The following is a 16,695-nucleotide window of genomic DNA, read 5'->3' as shown; positions in this document are numbered from 1 at the left end:
TCCTTCTGGTGAATGTCCCTCGGAGGCATGGGAGTGCGTCACGTCGGCGAGTGTTCCGGGACAGCGGACACGAACGCATCTGCGCGGAAGCGAGTAGGGTCAAGGTCACGTTCACGGGTCAGCGTGTCGAGAGCGCACTGGGTCATCTGCGGGCTGCCACAGGCGTAGACTTCTGCATCATCCAGATCCGGGTAGTCCGCAAGCACAGCGTTCTGCACCCAGCCAGCTTTTCCGGTCCACGTGGCATCGGGACGAGAAAGCACTGGTGTGAACGTCAACCACGGATAGCAGCGGGCGAGGCGACCGACGCTGTCGGCAAGATAGAGGTCATCGAGCGTGCGTCCACCCCAATAGAGATGGATCGGGCGGGTGAGCCGGCGTGCAATATGGTCCAGGATGATCGATCGCATCGGAGCGAAACCCGTGCCCGTTGCCATCAGGACGATTGGGGTGTCGGCTTCATCGACCCCGAACTCGCCAAACGGGGCCTCGATCTGGACGGTGTCGTGAAATTCCAGCTGCTGAAGTATGCGCGCAGAGAACACACCCTGTGGCTTGTGCCGAACGTGCAATTGCGCAAGATCGTTGTGCTGCGGCGAATTTGCGAACGAGTATGAGCGGGTGTCTCCGTCATCTAGAACGACGTTGAGGAACTGGCCCGCGTGAAACGGTGTACGCCGACCGATCGGAAAGCGCAGGTCAAGGACGGTGACACTCGGCGCCACACGGCGCCGACGATACACAGTGGTCACCAGCCGCTTGCGGACTGGCGGCGTGCGTGCGTTGATCCTGCGCGGCTTGATCTGTACGTTCGCAATCGGCCTTGCCCGGCAAAGGCGGATGCCGGAAGCCGGCCCAAGCGCAACTCCCTGTTGTGGAACCGTGATTTCTCCCGCGATCAGGTCGCCGATGCAGCTGTCGCATACGCCTTTGCGACACGAGTAGGGAATCGCCCATCCGGCAGCTTCTGCTGCATCGAGGACCGTTTGACCCGTCTCACATGGGAAGGAGATGTCGGTTTCGATCACGCTGATGGTGTTCGTCACAGCCCCGCCTCCTGTGACCCGGGGTTGGCAAACAGACCGAGAGCGACCAGAACTGCACTGGGGTCGGCCGCGCCCCGCCCCGCGATGTCGAAAGCCGGACCGTGGCCGACGCTGGAGAAGGGCGCTCCTGCACCGATGGTGACCGCGGCGGCACGCCGCCCTGCGAGAAGCTTCACCGGAATATGACCCTGGTCGTGATACATCGCAAGGTAGCCATCGCACTGGGGGTCGCCGAGGAGCACATCGGCGCCGGTCGGATCGGTGATGTCGATCCCCGCGGCACGCAACTGCTCCGCAGCGGGGCCGCTGATCCTGAGATCGGCATCTCCGAAGAGACCGCCTTCGCTGGCGTGGCAATTGATTCCGAACATGCCAATGCTTGGATCGGTGATGCCGATCGAGATCAAAGTTCTGTGCAGTGCCGTAGCAGCCTCAGCGACAAGGTCGACGCTCAGCCGCTCCATCGCCTCGGACATCGGCAAGTGCAACGTGGCATGAGCAATGCGAAGGCCGCCGCCAACCAGCATCAGAAACACATAGTCGTCCGGGACCCCGGTGAGGTCAGCAATCAGTGACGGGTAACCAGCGAAGTCGATCCCAGCCCGGTGAATCGCAGTCTTTGAGTGCGGTCCGGCCACGACGCCGCAGTAGCCATCGGTCGTCGCGAGGCGTACTGCGGTCTTCGCATACTCCACTGTGGCAACGCCGGCGTCAGCACACACCTCACCGACACGCAGCTCGTCTGGCCGCAGCACTCCGACGTCCACGACATCGCAGACACCAGGCTCGGCGAGCGCACCCGGGCGCGCCGGTCGCAGCCGTAGTCCACAGGCGTCGGCTGGTGCTTCAAGAGCACATAGGTCCCCCACGACGACCGGCGAACTCGTTCTCAGTTTCTCAACCGCCTTCATTGCGACCTCCGGTCCAATGCCGTTCGGGTCGCCAGTGGTCATAAGGACGCGGCTCATAGCGGGAGAACCAGCAGCGTGTCGGTGCGGTTGCTGTCACAGACCACGATCCGCTTCTTTAGCAGCGCCTTGCCGTCAGCCCAGACGTACTCATCGAGATAGCGCCCACTGGCGAACACATCGGTAGGACCGTCGCCAGTGATGCGTAGCACCAGGAAGGAGGTCTCACTGCTTGCGGAGTTCTCGCACTCTTCGAATACTGCGGGCTGACCGAGCAAGTGCCGGTAGACATGCGGTTCGTAAATGTTGGCCTCCCTGAGCGCGGAGACCCGGTCCTTGAGCATGTTCCGGTTGTTTGCCCAGATCGCCCCAGCGGGAAGGCCGCGACGGTGGTTATCCGCGGTTGTCACCTTGTAGAAGGCGTCGTCGGTGAAGTGTTCAGGCCAGTCCTCGATTGGCCCATCGTCAATGGCCCGGACGTAACTTCCCTGCGCTCGTGTAATCAGTGTGAATGCGTCGCTCACTTCCCCTCCTCGAGGGTGAAGCCCATCGCCTCGCGGTACATCTTCCAGAACCCGCGGATCGAAGCTTCCGTGACGCGGCTTTCGCTAGAGACTGCCTGATCGCCACCCATTTGCACTGTGGCGGATTCGTTGCTCGCGCCAGCGATGCCTCGTTGGACAAAGCCGCCAATGGCGCCGTCCTCCATCGAGACATACCCAGCGGGGCCGACCAAGTTGGATTGCTTCATCCGAACCAACTGTTGCTTCTCGCTGTCATCCTCGAAACCGAGGTACGTCCAGTTGAGGGCGGTGCTATCCACCCCTGTAGGCAAGACCTGGCGGACGGCGATTGAGTTCTGGATCTGCTGTAGAACGAACCCCGGGGAGACAGACAGTATCTGCAGCGTGATGTCGTCACCGACCTCATCGAAACTATCGACCAGCGACGGGTCCTCAAGCTGGTACTCGCTCTCGGATCGGATGTTCTGGTTCTTGTAGTGTTCGTCGGCCTCGACTTCACGATCGATTGCGGACCAACTGACGTGATGCCCTCCATTCTCGGAAACGATGATGCCGCCCTTTTGGTTCAGCTTGTTGAGTCCGAAGGTGGTGAAGAACAGATGCAGGATGCTCGCGTGATAGGAGTCCTTGACGTTCTCCATATAAAGCTTCCAATTGTTCGGCAGCGTCTGAGTGAACCGCCCCAAGACGACGGGCCTTCGCCCACCAAGCAGGCGCTCAATCCGATCGAGAACCTCCTGACCGAGGTATTCCTCGATCTCGGGCACATCGTTGTTGAGGCTGCCGAAGATCAGGCCGTGGACATTGGCTAGCCGCAGACGTCGCGGGCCGTGAACCGCCTTGCAGAAGCTGCTTCCCATACCGCCTTTACCGTTGATGCCTGCCTCGAAGGCAACACCCGTGAGGTCGCCTTGGAGGCTGTAAGTCCAGGCGTGGTACACGCAAGTGAAGTCCTTTGCATGTCCGTGTGACTCCATCGAGATCAGCGATCCACGATGCGCACAGCGGTTCTCGAACGCGTAGATCTCTCCGTCAAAATCGCGAGTCACCAGAACCGGCTGATCGCCGATGAAGGTGGCACAGAAGTCGCCCGGTTCGGCAAGCTCAGCCTCAAGGCACAAGTAGCTCCAGAACGGGCCGTGAAAGATGTGCTCTTGCTCGGCGCTGTAGATCGCTTCGTCCTGGAACACCCAGTACGGAACCTCGGTCAGCGCCCGGGGCCAGCGTCGCTCTGCGGGGGTTGCAATGGTCACCGTCTTCCCTCCTGTCATGCAACACGAAGTGGAGTGAACTCTAAAGGTGTTGTTCGTATAACGAACTCATGTACTCTTTGCGAACAAGTACGATGATGTGCTGCCCATCACACATATGTCAAGGGGACCGTTGATGACCGCTGAAGGCATGGCCGGGCTGGCCAAGGGACTGGCAATACTGGAGGCGTTCGATGGTCAGGCACCGAGGCTGACCATCAGCGAGTCAGCGACCGCAACCAGTCAGAGCAGAGCGACTGCCCGGCGTTGCCTGTTGACACTTGTCGACCTCGGCTACCTCAGCACTGACGGGAAGTACTTCTCGCCGACCCCGCGACTTCTGCGGCTGGGGGCGATATACGGCGACACGGCGGAGCTGCCTCAGCTGGCGGGGCCACATCTCTCGGCAGTCCGTGAATCTGTCAACGAGGCGGCCTCGCTTGCGGTCAGGGACCGCGGGGAGTCGCTATTCATTGCCCGCAGCGAGACCCAGTCGATCGTCAACGCCGGCGTACGCGTCGGCGCTCGCCTGCCCCTGTACGCTTCGGCGACCGGGCACGTCCTTCTACTAGGACTGAGTGAGGAGAACTTGACAGACTACCTCGACAGCGGGCCCTTCCCCGCCCGGACACCGCGCACACCAACGAGTTCGGCAGAGATCCGTGAAAGGGTCGAGAGCACCCGCGCTAATGGCTTCGCAGTGAGCGATGAAGAACTCGAAGTCGGCCTTCTCTCCATCGCAGTGCCCGTGAGCGATTCGACCGGGAAGGGTGTCGCCTCGATGTCTGTGAGTGCGTCGGCCGCTCGGATTTCGCTGGACGAACTAAAGAGTAGGGCCCTTCCTACGCTCCAACGTCAGGCCGAACTTCTCGGTCGGCAACTCTAGCAACTCGGATCGAAGCGGCTGGACGTACCGAGCGCCGAAACTTCTGGGCCAGCAGGACAGCGTCAGCGCTTGCGGCGGCGTTTGCTGCGCAGGGTCTGCAGGACCTCCTCGTTCCACTCGTGCTCACGGATCAACCGGTACCGCTCCCCCGCGACCCTCAGGTAGGCCGCGGCCGGCCGCTCGTCTGCGCCACGCACACCGGCCTCCTCGATCATGGCCACGACCGGCCGGAACTCCTCGTCATACCAGCGCTCGGCCATCGTCGCCTTGTCCATGTACGCGCCCTCGGCGTGCATCGTCCGGGCCGCCCACGCCTCCACGGTCTCGGCGATCACCCCATAGTCGAACGGATCGTCCACTGCCACCGCCGCACGCGCCTCACCGGTGAACGGCACACGCTCCAGCATGATCCGCCGCCAGTGCTTGAGCTCCAGGTCAGCACGACCCCCGATGCCCACCGGCTTGAGGAACGTGTCGATGGCGGTGACCCGGGCCTCGATGACGTCGAGCCGCAGGCTGCGGGCGACCGAGACCCGGTGGTGCCCGTCACGCACGAAGTACAGGTCACCGATCTGGTAGACCTCGATCGGCGGGATCTCCTCACCCGTGCGGCTCGCCCGCGACAGACGCTCCCACCGTTGCCGGCTGCGGGCCGACGTCGGTCGGAAGCGCCGGTCGAAGTCACGCATCTTGTCGACCGAGCCGACGATCGCGTCCAGCGGGATCACCTTGGTACCGGCGTAGTGCTCAGAGCGACGGCCGAGCGCGTCGACGACCTCGTCGAAGGACATGGACTGCACGACGTCGTCGGAGGCCCCCTGCACGCGGGCGGCCAGCGCGGACAGCACCTGGTGGCGGCGTGCCTTGAGGAAGTCGCTCTCGGCGTCGACGCGCGGGGATCCAGAGCTGCTGACCATGCTCACACCTGCGACGTCACGGCGAGTGGTTCGACATTGAGGACCCGCCATGGGATGACGTTGCGGATCGTGGTGCCGGCGACCTGACGGTCGGGCTTGCGCATCCCGTGGGGATGGACGTGGCCGTGCAGGTGCCACCGGGGGCGCAGGAGCTTCAGGACGTCGTGCAGGGCCGCGATGCCCTGGTGCGGCGCATCTGGCTCATCGCCCAGGCCGAGCGGCGGAGCGTGGGTGAGCAGGACGTCGACGGGGCCGCCGGCCCGACTGGTGAGCTGGTGGCCACGCCGGGTGTACTCGTCCTGCGTGTACTGGTGCGGGCCGGGCTTGTAGCGCACACACCCACCGAGGCCCGCCACCCGCAGCCCCCCGACGTCCGCCACGCGACCGTCGACGTCGACGAAGCCCTCCGGGCCTGCCTTCTTCACCGTCCCGGTGTCGGGGTCGTGGTTGCCCGGGACGAAGGCAGCCGGGACGTCCAGCACCCGGACGATCTGCTCGAGGTAGGACCACGGCAGGTCGCCGGCGCCGAGCACCAGGTCGACGTCGAGGTCACGCAGGCGCGACTCGAACCCGAGGACCTCCTCGTCGGCCACCGCCAGCACCCGGACCATGCCTCGCAGAGTACTCCGCGGGCCGCGCCCGGGCGAGGCCCGGCCGAGGCGATCAGGCGTCGGCAGGACCCTCGCCCTGTGCGGCCCAGCGGGCCTTGTCGGCCTCGATGCGTCGGCCCAGGAGGAAGGCAGAGGCCCACAGCACGGCGAACATGCCGCCGATGAAGAACATGACCGGCACGAGGAGTCCCAGGGCGATGGATGCCGCCTGGATGCCGTGTCCGATCCCGTAGGCCCACGGCTTGCGCAGCATCCCTGCGGTCAGCAGGCACAGCACGGCCAGACCGAGCCCCAGAGGCGCAGCCACCGACGCGGGGACGTCCTCGACGCTGATCATGACGGGGACGCTGAGCCCGAGCAGGATCGCCTCGAAGGTCAGCATCGCCGAGCACATGCCCCTCATGTGCCGTCCCTCGCGAGCAGCAGCCGTGCCTGCCCGGCAGTGATCACCGAGCCCGTCACCAGGACGCCCCCACTGCCGACGGCGTCCTCGTAGCCCTCGGTGGTCTCCGCGCGCTCGATCGCCCGCTCCAGTGCATCGGGCAGGCTGCGCACGACGCTGACCTTGGCGGCGTCGCCCAGGACGTCCTCGACGATCTCCCCCAGCTCGCCCGCGGACATGCTGCGGTCGGTGGAGTTCTGCGTGCAGACGACGTGTGAGGCGACAGGCTCGATCCCGCGCACGATCTCCTCCACGTCCTTGTCCGCCATGACACCGAGCACCACGACGAGCGGGCTGAGGGCGAACTCCTCCTGCAGGGACGCGACGCTCGCGGCGATGCCATGCGGATTGTGCGCCGCATCGACGATGACGGTGGGACCACGTCGCACGACCTCCAGCCGCCCCGGCGCGTCGACTTCGGCGAAGCCGTCACGGACGATCTCGGCCTCCAGCTCCTTGCTGCCGGTCAGCGCCTCGACGGCGGCGAGGGCGAGGGCGGCGTTGTGGGCCTGGAACTGTCCGTGCAAGGTCAGCAGCACCTCGTCGTAGCGGGCACCGACACCCTGCAGGGCCACCTGCTGGCCACCCACGGCGGCGAGCCGGTCCGCCACCGCGAAGTCCACCCCCTCGCGCAGCACCGTGGCACCGACCTCGGCCGAGCGCTGCAGGATCACGTCCAGCACCTCCGGCTCCTGCTCGGCGATGACGACATGGCCTCCCGGCTTGATGATGCCGGCCTTCTCCCGGGCGATGTCGACGGCATCGTGGCCGAGGTAGGCGCTGTGGTCGACCGCGATCGGGGTGATGACCGCGACCTTGGCATCGGCGACGTTGGTGGCGTCCCACGTCCCACCCATGCCGACCTCGACGACGGCGGCGTCGACCGGAGCGTCGGCGAAGGCGGCATAGGCCATGGCGACCGTCAGCTCGAAGAAGGACACCGGGTGCGGCTGGCTGTCGTCGACGATCTGGGCATAGGCGGCGACGTCGGCGAAGGCCTCGACGAACAGCTCCTCGCTGAGCATCTCGCCGTCGAGGCTGATCCGCTCGGTCATGGAGCTCAGGTGCGGGCTGGTGAAGCGTCCCGTGCGCAGGTCCAGGGAACGCAGCAGGGCGTCGATCATCCGTGCCGTCGACGTCTTGCCGTTGGTGCCGGTGAGCTGCACCACGGGATAGGAACGCTGAGGATCACCGAGCAGGCTCAGCAGCGCGGTGATCCGGTCCAGCGACGGATCGAGGCGGGTCTCGGGCCAGCGGCCCAGCAGGGCGGCCTCGACCTCGGCATAGGTGGGGTTCATCCCCGCCAGTATCGCAGTCGTCAGGCTAGTGCCCTGCGCCCGCACGAGGCCGGGGCCGGTCCGCGGCGCGACGTGGCCTCCTAGACTGTCCTCTCGTGACCACTGCTCAGAACCGCGTCCCGGCCAAGCCCGCCCTCGAAGGTCTCGAGGAACGGTGGAGCCGGGTATGGGAGGAGCAGGGGACATACCGTTTCGACCGCTCCGCCGAGCGGGCCGACGTGTACTCCATCGACACCCCTCCCCCGACGGTCTCCGGTTCCCTGCACGTCGGTCACGTCTTCAGCTACACCCACACCGATCTCATCGCCCGTTTCCAGCGGATGCGCGGCAAGGAGGTCTTCTACCCGATGGGCTGGGACGACAACGGCCTGCCCACCGAGCGTCGCGTGCAGAACTACTACGGCGTGCGCTGCGACCCCTCGCTCCCGTACGACCCCGACTTCACGCCCCCCGAGAAGCCGGACCCCAAGCGACAGGTCCCGATCAGCCGACGCAACTTCATCGAGCTGTGCAACCAGCTCGTCGTGGAGGACGAGAAGGTCTTCGAGGCCTTGTGGCGCACGCTCGGGCTGAGCGTCGACTGGACGCAGACGTACACCACGATCGGTGACGATGCGCAGACAGTCAGCCAGCGTGCGTTCCTGCGCAACGTCGCCCGCGGTGAGGCCTACAGCCAGGACGCCCCCACCCTGTGGGACGTGACCTTCCAGACCGCCGTGGCCCAGGCCGAGCTGGAGGCCCGCGACTACCCCGGCGCCTACCACCGGGTGACGTACCAGCACGAGACCGGCCCGATCGTCGTGGAGACCACCCGACCCGAGCTCACCGCCGCCGCCGTCGCGATCATCGCTCACCCCGACGACGCGCGGTACGCCCACCTGTTCGGCACCACCGCCGTCTCCCCGTTGTTCGGTGTGGAGGTGCCGATCATCGCCAGCACGCTGGCCGACCCGGAGAAGGGCTCGGGCATCGTGCACTGCTGCACCTTCGGTGATCTCACGGACGTGCAGTGGTGGCGCGAGTTCCAGCTGCCCAACCGCACGGTCATCGGACGCGACGGGCGTTTCCTGCGCGAGGTCCCGCAGTGGGTCGCGGGTGGCCCCGGCGAGAGGCTGTGGGCCGAGCTGGCCGGCAAGACGACGTTCACCGCACGGGAGCTGACGGTCCAGGCGCTGCGTGAGGCCGACGCCCTGGACGGCGAGCCCGAGCCCACGCACCGCGTCGCCAACTTCTACGAGAAGGGCGACAAGCCGCTGGAGATCGTCTCCACCCGACAGTGGTACATCCGCAACGGTGGGCGCGATGAGGACCTGCGTGCCGCGCTGGTCGCCCGCGGCGACCAGATCGACTGGAAGCCCGGCTACATGCAGTCGCGGTACACCAACTGGATCGAGGGCCTCAACGGCGACTGGCTGGTGAGCCGTCAGCGGTTCTTCGGCATCCCGTTCCCAGTCTGGTACCGCCTCGACGCCGACGGCGAGCCGGACTACGAGGACCCGATCTTCGCCACCGAGGAGTCCCTGCCCGTCGATCCCGCCTCCCAGGCCCCCGACGGGTTCGAGGAGACGCAACGCGGTGAGCCGGGCGGGTTCATCGCCGACCCCGACGTCCTCGACACCTGGGCGACGTCGTCGTTGTCGCCGGAGCTCGCCTGCGGCTGGGAGCGCGACGAGGACCTGTTCGCCCGCACGTTCCCGATGGACCTGCGCCCCCAGGCGCACGACATCATCCGCACGTGGCTGTTCTCCACGGTGGTGCGCTCGCACCAGGAGTTCGGCACCGTGCCGTGGAGCCATGCGGCCATCTCCGGGTTCGTCGTGGACCCCGACCGCAAGAAGATGAGCAAGTCCAAGGGCAACGTCGTCGTGCCCGATGAGATCCTGTCCAAGTACGGCGCCGACGCCGTCCGCTGGCGGGCAGCGCTGGCCCGGCCGGGCTCGGACTCGCCGTTCGACGAGACCCAGATGAAGGTCGGGCGCCGGCTGGCCATGAAGGTGCTCAACGCCAGCAAGTTCGTGCTGGCGGCGCCGGAGGACTACGGCCTCGGCGCCACGGCAGCCGACCTCGACGCCACCGCCGTCACTGAGCCGCTCGACCTCGCGATGCTCGCCGGGCTGCGCGACGTCGTCGAGCAGGCGACGCGCCACTTCGACGAGTACGACTACTCCTCTGCCCTGGAGGTCACCGAGAAGTTCTTCTGGGACTTCTGCGACGACTACCTCGAGCTGGTCAAGGAACGCGCCCGGGGAGAAGGCGCCCCTGGCGGGGGTGCCGGGCCGGGGGCGGCAGAAGGTGCCCCTGGCGGGGGTGCCGGGCCGTGGGCGGCAGAAGGTGCCCAGTCGGCCCGCTCCGCGTTCGTGACGGCACTGTCGGTGCAGCTGCGACTGCTGGCGCCGTTCCTGCCGTACGTCACCGAGGAAGTGTGGTCCTGGTGGCAGAGCGGCTCGGTGCACCGCACCGACTGGCCGAGCGTCGACGACGTCGCCACCACCGCGGGTGATGCCGAGCTGCTGCCGGCCGCTGCCGCCGTGCTCGCCGGCATCCGTGGCGCCAAGTCCGTCGCCAAGGTGAGCCAGCGCACCGAGGTCACCACCGCCGTCGCCCGCGGACCACAGGCCGTCCTGCAACGCGCCGAGCATGCCCTCGGCGACGTCAAGGCCGCCGGTCGCATCGTCGGCGCCCTGACGTTGACGGGTGACGACGCGGCCGACGAGGTCACCGTCGAGGCCACCCTCGCCGGGACGGACTGATCTCGGAAGACGGTGTGAAGGTCGACCTCAAGAAGACGCTCGACTGCTACGCCGCGCGCCGCGGCGTCTTGCGGGTGCTCGACGTCCCGCCGCTGCAGTACCTGATGATCGACGGTCATGGCGACCCCAACACCGCACCGCAGTGGGCCGCGGCCGTGGAGACGTTGTTCCCGGTGGCCTACGCGCTGAAGTTCGCCAGCAGGAACGAGCTGGGCCGCGACCACGTGGTCATGCCCCTGGAGGCGCTGTGGTGGGCCGAGGACATGGCTGCCTTCACGGCCCGGCGTGACAAGTCGCGCTGGAGCTGGACGGCCATGATCATGGTGCCCGACTGGGTCCCGTCGACGATGGTCGGCGTGGCCGTCGAGCAGACGGCCGCCAAGGGCAAGGGGCCGGCGCTGGATCGGCTCCGCCTGGAGACCCTGCGTGAGGACCGGTGTGTCCAGACGCTGCACGTCGGCTCCTACGACGACGAGGGCCCTGTGCTGGCCGAGATGCACGAACGCTTCATCCCCGACGCCGGACTGCGCATGACCGGCAGGCACCACGAGGTGTACCTCAGCGACGCGCGCCGGGTCGAGCCGGCGCGACTGCGGACCATCCTGCGTCAGCCGGTCTCCGAGGCGACGCGGGAACGGTGACCTCGGCAGGCCCGACGTCGGGCTGACCGGAGCACCCTGCAGGCCGCACGCGGCACGTTCAGTCACTTCAACACCAGCGACGACGCGGTCAACCAGCTCGGCCAACAGGTCTTCCAGTACGGCGTCAGGGGTCTGTTCAGCGCCAGCCTGGTGGTCGCCGTCCTCCTGCTCCGGCAACAGAAAGAGGATCGCGCACTCACCCGCGCCCTGCGCTGGGGCCTGGTCAGCGCTCGCAGGCATGGCCTTCGTGGTCTTCCTCGCTCGGCCAGGGTGGCGAGCTCGGGTGCGGAGACGTCACTCCTGAGGTTGACCGGGTCAATCCCTGAGGAGGACGCCGCGAACAGCGGGGCGCAGGAGGCTCGGGACATGAACACACAGCCGGTGTCCCGACGCCTCCTCCTCATCGTGCTCGCGGCCGCAGCACTCGGCCTCGCCCACCTCGCTGCTCTCCTCGGCACCAACCCCCTGGCCGACCCGGACGACCAGTTCGGCCAGTCGATGTTGTTCGCGGCCGGACCGGTGGCCGACGCCGCGTTGCTGGTGGCGGCGCTCGGCCTGACGACCTCGGCGCTGGCTCTGTGGTCCGGCCGACGCTCTCGGCGTCGCACGGCCGTCGCCGTCACGGGCGCGGTTCCAGCGATCCTGCTGCTCGACCACAGCATCATCATGATCCTCGGATACCTGCCCGCCTTGCTCGTCATCCTCCTGATGGGGCGGACCGAGCACCTGGTCCAGGTCGTCACCGTCGGCACCGCACTGCAGACCGTCACCCTCGCCGCCGTCGTGGCCGTGCTCCTGTCTCTGCGCGGTGGCCGCGGTGGCACTGGCGATGACCTCGAGGCGGCGACCCGAGCCACCCGGCGCTGGACGAAGATCGCCATCGAGGCGCCGCTCGCCTATGCGCTCACCCGTGTGCTGATGTTCGTCAAGGCTCCAGGGTTTCGCTCCGAGACCTTCGACGACCTCACCCTGTGGGCAGGACTCGGCCTGGGCGCCGCGGCCGTCGTGGGAGCCGTGCTGACCTGGGGACTGATCGCCCCCTGGGGCGAGCGTTTCCCTCGATGGATGGTGGGCCTGGCCGGCCGCCGGGTGCCGATCGGGCTCGCCGTGGTGCCGGCCCTGGCCGTGGCGGCGATGGTGCTGGCTGCCAGCCGGACGATCGCGATCCAGGGCGTCACCGACCGGTCGGACCTCCTGGACGGCGCCACCGAGCTGCCACTCGTCGTGCTGCCGCATCTGTTGTGGCCGCTGTGGGCGGTCGCACTGGCTGTCGCGACACTCTCCTACCGCCGTCGTCGCGCCCTGACCCACGAGGCCCTCACACCGACCGGTGCGTGACGACGGCGCCCGGAACGGCTCAGTCGATCGTCTGGAAACGCAGGATCTCCGGGTGCAGGCGATCGATGAGCTCCTGCCCCATCGCGACGGCGGTGGTGGTCTGACCGGCCACGGGCGGGAGGTCGTCGAAGGCCAGGCACAGCGCGGCCTCGCTCAGCATCTGGGCGGTACCGCCGTAGCCGGGATCGCGGCCGCTGACGCGGGTGTGGAGCTGGACGTCCTTCGACTCGGCCAGGAAGTCGAGGGTGAACCACGCCTTGGCACGCTCCTCGGGCGAGGGCCCGTCGCCCGGGCTCTTCAACCTCAGCAGCAGGGAACGCACGGGAGGAATCTGCGCGCCGACACCCAGCACGCCGAGACCCACGGCGCCGGCGGCCAGCATGCGGGTGGTCTTGACGTGCGCGTAGTGCTCGTAGCCGAACTCCGGCCCGTACGTCGGCAGCGCCCGGGCCGAGCGCAGGACGATCTGCGGGTCGACGGTAGGCAGCGGCACGGCCCATCCGGCATCGTGCTCGGCACGCCCGAGTGAGCCTGCTCCACGGATGGAACGGTCGGCCGGACGCTGCTCCTTGGCGCGTCGCTGCTTGGCGATCTTGGCGGACTGACGAAACGACGCGAACTGTCCGATCGCGGAGTGGTACGTGCCTCCCGACGGCCCCAGGTTGCCCCGCACGTAGCCCTTGAGCTGGATCGGGACGTCGTCGGGGAGCTGGCTCACGGTGTAGAGCGCGCCCAGGTCGTAGGGGATGGAGTCGAACCCGCAGGCATGCACCAGGCGGGCTCCGGTGCGCTCGGCCGTCTCGTGCAGGTCGAGCCAGACCTGGTCCACGAACTGCGGCTCCCCGGTGAGGTCCAGGTAGCCGATGCCCGCCTCGGCGGCCGCGCGGACGGCGGGCAGGCCGTGCTTCAGGTAGGGGCCGACGGTGCTGATCAGGACGCGGGTGTCCTCGGCCATCGCCCGCATGGAGGCGGCATCCTGCAGATCGGCCACGACGATCTCCGGCGTGGTGCCACCGGCGGCGCTCACGGCATCGGCGACGCCCTGTAGCTTGCTGCGGTTGCGGCCCGCGATCGCCCAGGTGGCTCCCGGGGGCAGGTGGGTGCCGAGGTAGTCGGCGGTGAGCGCTCCGGTGAACCCGGTGGCTCCGTGCAGGGTGATGTCGACGCTCATGTCCCCGACCCTACCGAGAGTATGGACACCCGCGACCCGCTTCATCGGTGTCTGAGCAACCGAGCCACGTCCCCGGCACTCAGCGTCGGTGCGTCATCAACCCAAAGGACGCTCATTCGGTTGCTCAGATACCGATCAGCGCCCGACCAGCGATTCGGTTGCTCAGGCACCGATCACGGGGCAGGGATCAGGAGGCCTTGCGAGCCACCTCGTCGCCGGAGAGGACCGAGGGGCCCTCCAGCCCGCGGACCACGTCACCGGTGACCACGACCTTGGCGACGTCCTCACGGGCCGGGATGTCATACATGACCGGCTGCAGCACGTGCTCGATGATCGAGCGGAGTCCACGGGCACCTGTACCGCGCTCGAGGGCGAGATCGGCCATCGCCTCGCAGGCGTCGGTGCCGAACTCCAGCTCGACGCCGTCGATCTCGAACAGTCGCTCGAACTGCTTGGTGAGGGCGTTCTTGGGCGTGGTGAGGATGGAGACCAAGGCGTCCTTGTCCAGGTTGTCGACCGCAGCGATGACCGGCAGGCGACCGATGAACTCGGGGATGAGGCCAAACTTGAGCAGGTCCTCGGGCAGCACCTTGGAGTACAGCTGCTCGGGCCCCTGGGACTTCTTCTCCGGCACGCCGCCGGTGCTGAAGCCGAGGCCGACCTTTCCGCTGCGCTGATCGATGATCTCCTCCAGACCAGCGAACGCGCCCCCCACGATGAACAGCACGTTGGTGGTGTCGATCTGGATGAACTCCTGGTGCGGGTGCTTGCGCCCGCCCTGCGGCGGCACCGAGGCCGTGGTGCCCTCGAGGATCTTCAGCAGCGCCTGCTGCACACCCTCGCCGGAGACGTCGCGCGTGATCGAGGGGTTCTCGGCCTTGCGCGAGATCTTGTCGACCTCGTCGATGTAGATGATGCCCGTCTCGGCCTTCTTGACGTCGTAGTCAGCGGCCTGGATGAGCTTGAGCAGGATGTTCTCGACGTCCTCGCCGACGTAGCCGGCCTCGGTCAAGGCCGTGGCGTCGGCGATGGCGAACGGGACGTTGAGCATCCGCGCCAGGGTCTGCGCCAGGTACGTCTTGCCGCAGCCCGTGGGCCCGACGAGCAGGATGTTGGACTTGGCCAGCTCGACGGACTCGTCCTTGGAACGACCGGACGCCGCCTGGGCCTGCACACGCTTGTAGTGGTTGTAGACCGCCACCGCGAGGCTCTTCTTGGCCTCGTCCTGGCCGATGACGTAGCCGCCGAGGAAGTCGAAGATCTCGTGCGGCTTAGGCAGCTCACCGAGGCTCAGCTCGGCGCCCTCGGCCAGCTCCTCCTCGATGATCTCGTTGCAGAGGTCGATGCACTCGTCGCAGATGTACACGCCGGGTCCGGCGATGAGCTTCTTGACCTGCTTCTGGCTCTTTCCACAGAACGAGCACTTCAACAGATCTGCGGTCTCACCGATTCGTGCCACGACGGCGCTCCTCACTGGGCTGACGATGTGGGCTGACGGCCCGGGTTTCGGGAGGTGGTGCGTTCACCCTACAAGTCTCCTCAGGATACGGCCGAGCAATCCCGGACGCCGTCCGCGTGTCGCGCACACGGGTGCGGCGCCCGGGACTGATCTCAGACCTCGGGGGTCTTCAGCGTGTCGAAGACGCCATCGATGAGGCCGTACTCGACGGCCTGCTCCGCGGTCAGGATCTTGTCGCGCTCGACGTCACCGCTGACCTCCTCCTGCGTCTTGCCGGTGGCTTCGGCGATCATCGTCTCCATCAGCTCACGCATGCGCAGGATCTCGTTGGCCTGGATCTCCAGGTCCGAGATCTGTCCGCCGGTGCCCTCGGTGTAGGGCTGGTGGATCAGGATGCGGCTGTTGGGCAGCGCGTAGCGCTTGCCCGGCGTCCCGGCGGCCAGCAGCACCGCAGCGGCCGAGGCCGCCTGCCCCAGGCAGACCGTCATGACGTCGGACTTCAGGTAGCGCATCGTGTCGTAGATGGCCGTCATGGCGGTGAAGGAGCCACCCGGTGAGTTGATGTACAGCTGGATGTCGCGATCGGCGTCCATCTGCTGCAGGCTCAGCAGCTGTGCCATGACGGCATTGGCGACGTCGTCGCCGATCGGGGTGCCGACGAAGATGATGCGGTCCTCGAACAGCTTGGTGAAGGGATCGATGCGGCGGAAGCCGTAGGACGTCCGCTCCTCCCACTGCGGGATGTAGTAGCTCATCGGTTGACCTCTCGGACGCTGGAGATGACCTGGTCGATGAAGCCGTAGTCCTGGGCCTCGTTCGGGGTGAACCAGCGGTCGCGGTCGGAGTCGATCTCGACCTGCTCGACGCTCTGGCCGGTGTGCTGGGCCTGCAGCTCGTTGAGCTGCTTCTTCAGCAGCAGGCTCTGCTGGGCCTGGATCTTGATGTCCGAGGCCGATCCGCCGATACCACCGGAGGGCTGGTGCATCATGATGCGCGCGTGCGGCAGGGCATAACGCTTGCCGGGGGTCCCTGCGGTCAGCAGGAACTGCCCCATCGAGGCGGCCAGGCCCATGGCGACGGTGGAGACGTCGTTGGAGACGAACTGCATCGTGTCGTAGATGGCCATGCCGGAGTCGACCGAGCCACCGGGTGAGTTGATGTACAGCGAGATGTCGGCCTCGGGGTCCTCGGCACTGAGCAGGAGCATCTGGGCGCAGATGGCGTTGGAGTTGCTGTCACGCACCTCCGAGCCCAGGAAGATGATCCGCTCCTTGAGCAGGCGCTGGTAGATGTGGCCGTCGAGATCGGCGGGTCCGACGTCGCCGACCGCCGACCGCGGCGAAGTGTCGTCTGATGTGTTCACATCCTCGACCCTAGGGGGCCGGGGCCACCGAGACACGCGCGGACACCCCCTGTTCGCTGATGGCAGATTCGAGACCCGGGTGTGCCCGGCG

At 67.0% G+C, this 16,695-nt stretch carries 16 protein-coding genes; 4 read left to right on the top strand and 12 right to left on the bottom strand.

What is annotated here, in order from left to right:
• Window positions 1-38: 38 nt before the first annotated feature.
• From ACEVFP_RS04825 to ACEVFP_RS04810, 4 genes are read right to left on the bottom strand one after another with little or no spacing between them, the layout of a single operon-like run.
• Window positions 39-1,046 carry a 2Fe-2S iron-sulfur cluster-binding protein gene (locus ACEVFP_RS04825; protein ID WP_375002391.1) on the bottom strand — a complete coding sequence of 336 codons (1,008 nt, stop codon included), beginning with the start codon at window positions 1,044-1,046 and terminating at the stop codon, window positions 39-41.
• The gene (locus tag ACEVFP_RS04820; protein WP_375002389.1) at window positions 1,043-1,957 is read right to left on the bottom strand and encodes a PdxA family protein; all 915 of its coding nucleotides are present in this window, start codon (window positions 1,955-1,957) and stop codon (window positions 1,043-1,045) included. The genes ACEVFP_RS04825 and ACEVFP_RS04820 overlap by 4 nt, the downstream gene beginning before the upstream one ends.
• A gap of 53 nt (window positions 1,958-2,010) precedes the next feature.
• A complete protein-coding gene (locus tag ACEVFP_RS04815; RefSeq protein WP_375002388.1) occupies window positions 2,011-2,478 on the bottom strand; it encodes an aromatic-ring-hydroxylating dioxygenase subunit beta in 468 nt (155 codons plus the stop codon).
• Window positions 2,475-3,731: an aromatic ring-hydroxylating dioxygenase subunit alpha gene (locus ACEVFP_RS04810; RefSeq protein WP_375002386.1), complete on the bottom strand. Its 1,257-nt coding sequence runs from the start codon at window positions 3,729-3,731 to the stop codon at window positions 2,475-2,477. The genes ACEVFP_RS04815 and ACEVFP_RS04810 overlap by 4 nt, the downstream gene beginning before the upstream one ends.
• Before the next feature lie 133 nt (window positions 3,732-3,864).
• Between ACEVFP_RS04810 and ACEVFP_RS04805 the strand changes: the two genes are divergently transcribed.
• Window positions 3,865-4,614 (top strand): IclR family transcriptional regulator C-terminal domain-containing protein, encoded by a 750-nt coding sequence (locus ACEVFP_RS04805; protein WP_375002384.1) that lies wholly within the window; start codon window positions 3,865-3,867, stop codon window positions 4,612-4,614.
• Between the two features lie 62 nt (window positions 4,615-4,676).
• Here ACEVFP_RS04805 and ACEVFP_RS04800 read toward each other — a convergent pair whose 3' ends face one another.
• From ACEVFP_RS04800 to ACEVFP_RS04785, 4 genes are read right to left on the bottom strand one after another with little or no spacing between them, the layout of a single operon-like run.
• Entirely contained in the window at window positions 4,677-5,531 is an 855-nt protein-coding gene (locus ACEVFP_RS04800; protein ID WP_375002381.1) for a chromosome partitioning protein ParB, read from the bottom strand.
• 2 nt (window positions 5,532-5,533) lie between these two features.
• Window positions 5,534-6,142, bottom strand: coding sequence for a metallophosphoesterase (locus ACEVFP_RS04795; protein WP_375002379.1), 609 nt, complete (start codon window positions 6,140-6,142; stop codon window positions 5,534-5,536).
• A gap of 52 nt (window positions 6,143-6,194) precedes the next feature.
• Entirely contained in the window at window positions 6,195-6,545 is a 351-nt protein-coding gene (locus tag ACEVFP_RS04790; protein ID WP_375002378.1) for a DUF4233 domain-containing protein, read from the bottom strand.
• A complete protein-coding gene (locus ACEVFP_RS04785; RefSeq protein WP_375002377.1) occupies window positions 6,542-7,882 on the bottom strand; it encodes a bifunctional folylpolyglutamate synthase/dihydrofolate synthase in 1,341 nt (446 codons plus the stop codon). Before ACEVFP_RS04785 ends, ACEVFP_RS04790 begins: the two co-directional genes overlap by 4 nt.
• A 95-nt stretch (window positions 7,883-7,977) precedes the next feature.
• On the opposite strand from ACEVFP_RS04785, the gene valS reads away from it, so the two are divergent.
• The 3 genes from valS to ACEVFP_RS04770 all read left to right on the top strand — a co-directional run bounded on the left by valS (window position 7,978) and on the right by ACEVFP_RS04770 (window position 12,611).
• Window positions 7,978-10,632, top strand: coding sequence for a valine--tRNA ligase (gene valS / locus ACEVFP_RS04780; RefSeq protein WP_375002375.1), 2,655 nt, complete (start codon window positions 7,978-7,980; stop codon window positions 10,630-10,632).
• A gap of 14 nt (window positions 10,633-10,646) precedes the next feature.
• Window positions 10,647-11,273 carry a GyrI-like domain-containing protein gene (locus ACEVFP_RS04775; protein WP_375002373.1) on the top strand — a complete coding sequence of 209 codons (627 nt, stop codon included), beginning with the start codon at window positions 10,647-10,649 and terminating at the stop codon, window positions 11,271-11,273.
• A gap of 366 nt (window positions 11,274-11,639) precedes the next feature.
• Window positions 11,640-12,611 (top strand): hypothetical protein, encoded by a 972-nt coding sequence (locus ACEVFP_RS04770; protein WP_375002372.1) that lies wholly within the window; start codon window positions 11,640-11,642, stop codon window positions 12,609-12,611.
• Window positions 12,612-12,630: 19 nt separating this feature from the next.
• Here ACEVFP_RS04770 and ACEVFP_RS04765 read toward each other — a convergent pair whose 3' ends face one another.
• The 4 genes from ACEVFP_RS04765 to ACEVFP_RS04750 form a co-directional block, all read right to left on the bottom strand.
• A complete protein-coding gene (locus ACEVFP_RS04765) occupies window positions 12,631-13,782 on the bottom strand; it encodes a saccharopine dehydrogenase family protein (protein ID WP_375002371.1) in 1,152 nt (383 codons plus the stop codon).
• 187 nt (window positions 13,783-13,969) lie between these two features.
• Window positions 13,970-15,241, bottom strand: coding sequence for an ATP-dependent Clp protease ATP-binding subunit ClpX (gene clpX, locus ACEVFP_RS04760; protein WP_375002369.1), 1,272 nt, complete (start codon window positions 15,239-15,241; stop codon window positions 13,970-13,972).
• A gap of 152 nt (window positions 15,242-15,393) precedes the next feature.
• Window positions 15,394-15,996, bottom strand: coding sequence for an ATP-dependent Clp protease proteolytic subunit (locus tag ACEVFP_RS04755; protein WP_375002367.1), 603 nt, complete (start codon window positions 15,994-15,996; stop codon window positions 15,394-15,396).
• On the bottom strand, window positions 15,993-16,604 hold the full coding sequence (locus ACEVFP_RS04750; RefSeq protein WP_375002365.1) for an ATP-dependent Clp protease proteolytic subunit: 612 nt from the start codon (window positions 16,602-16,604) through the stop codon (window positions 15,993-15,995). The genes ACEVFP_RS04755 and ACEVFP_RS04750 overlap by 4 nt, the downstream gene beginning before the upstream one ends.
• Window positions 16,605-16,695: the final 91 nt, after the last annotated feature.

The sequence above is a fragment of the Aeromicrobium sp. CTD01-1L150 genome, from assembly GCF_041951745.1.
In the GTDB taxonomy this organism is placed as follows: Bacteria; Actinomycetota; Actinomycetes; order Propionibacteriales; family Nocardioidaceae; genus Aeromicrobium.
The sequence above is the reverse complement of the archived record's forward strand: the minus strand, read 5'-3'. Positions and strand labels throughout refer to the sequence as shown.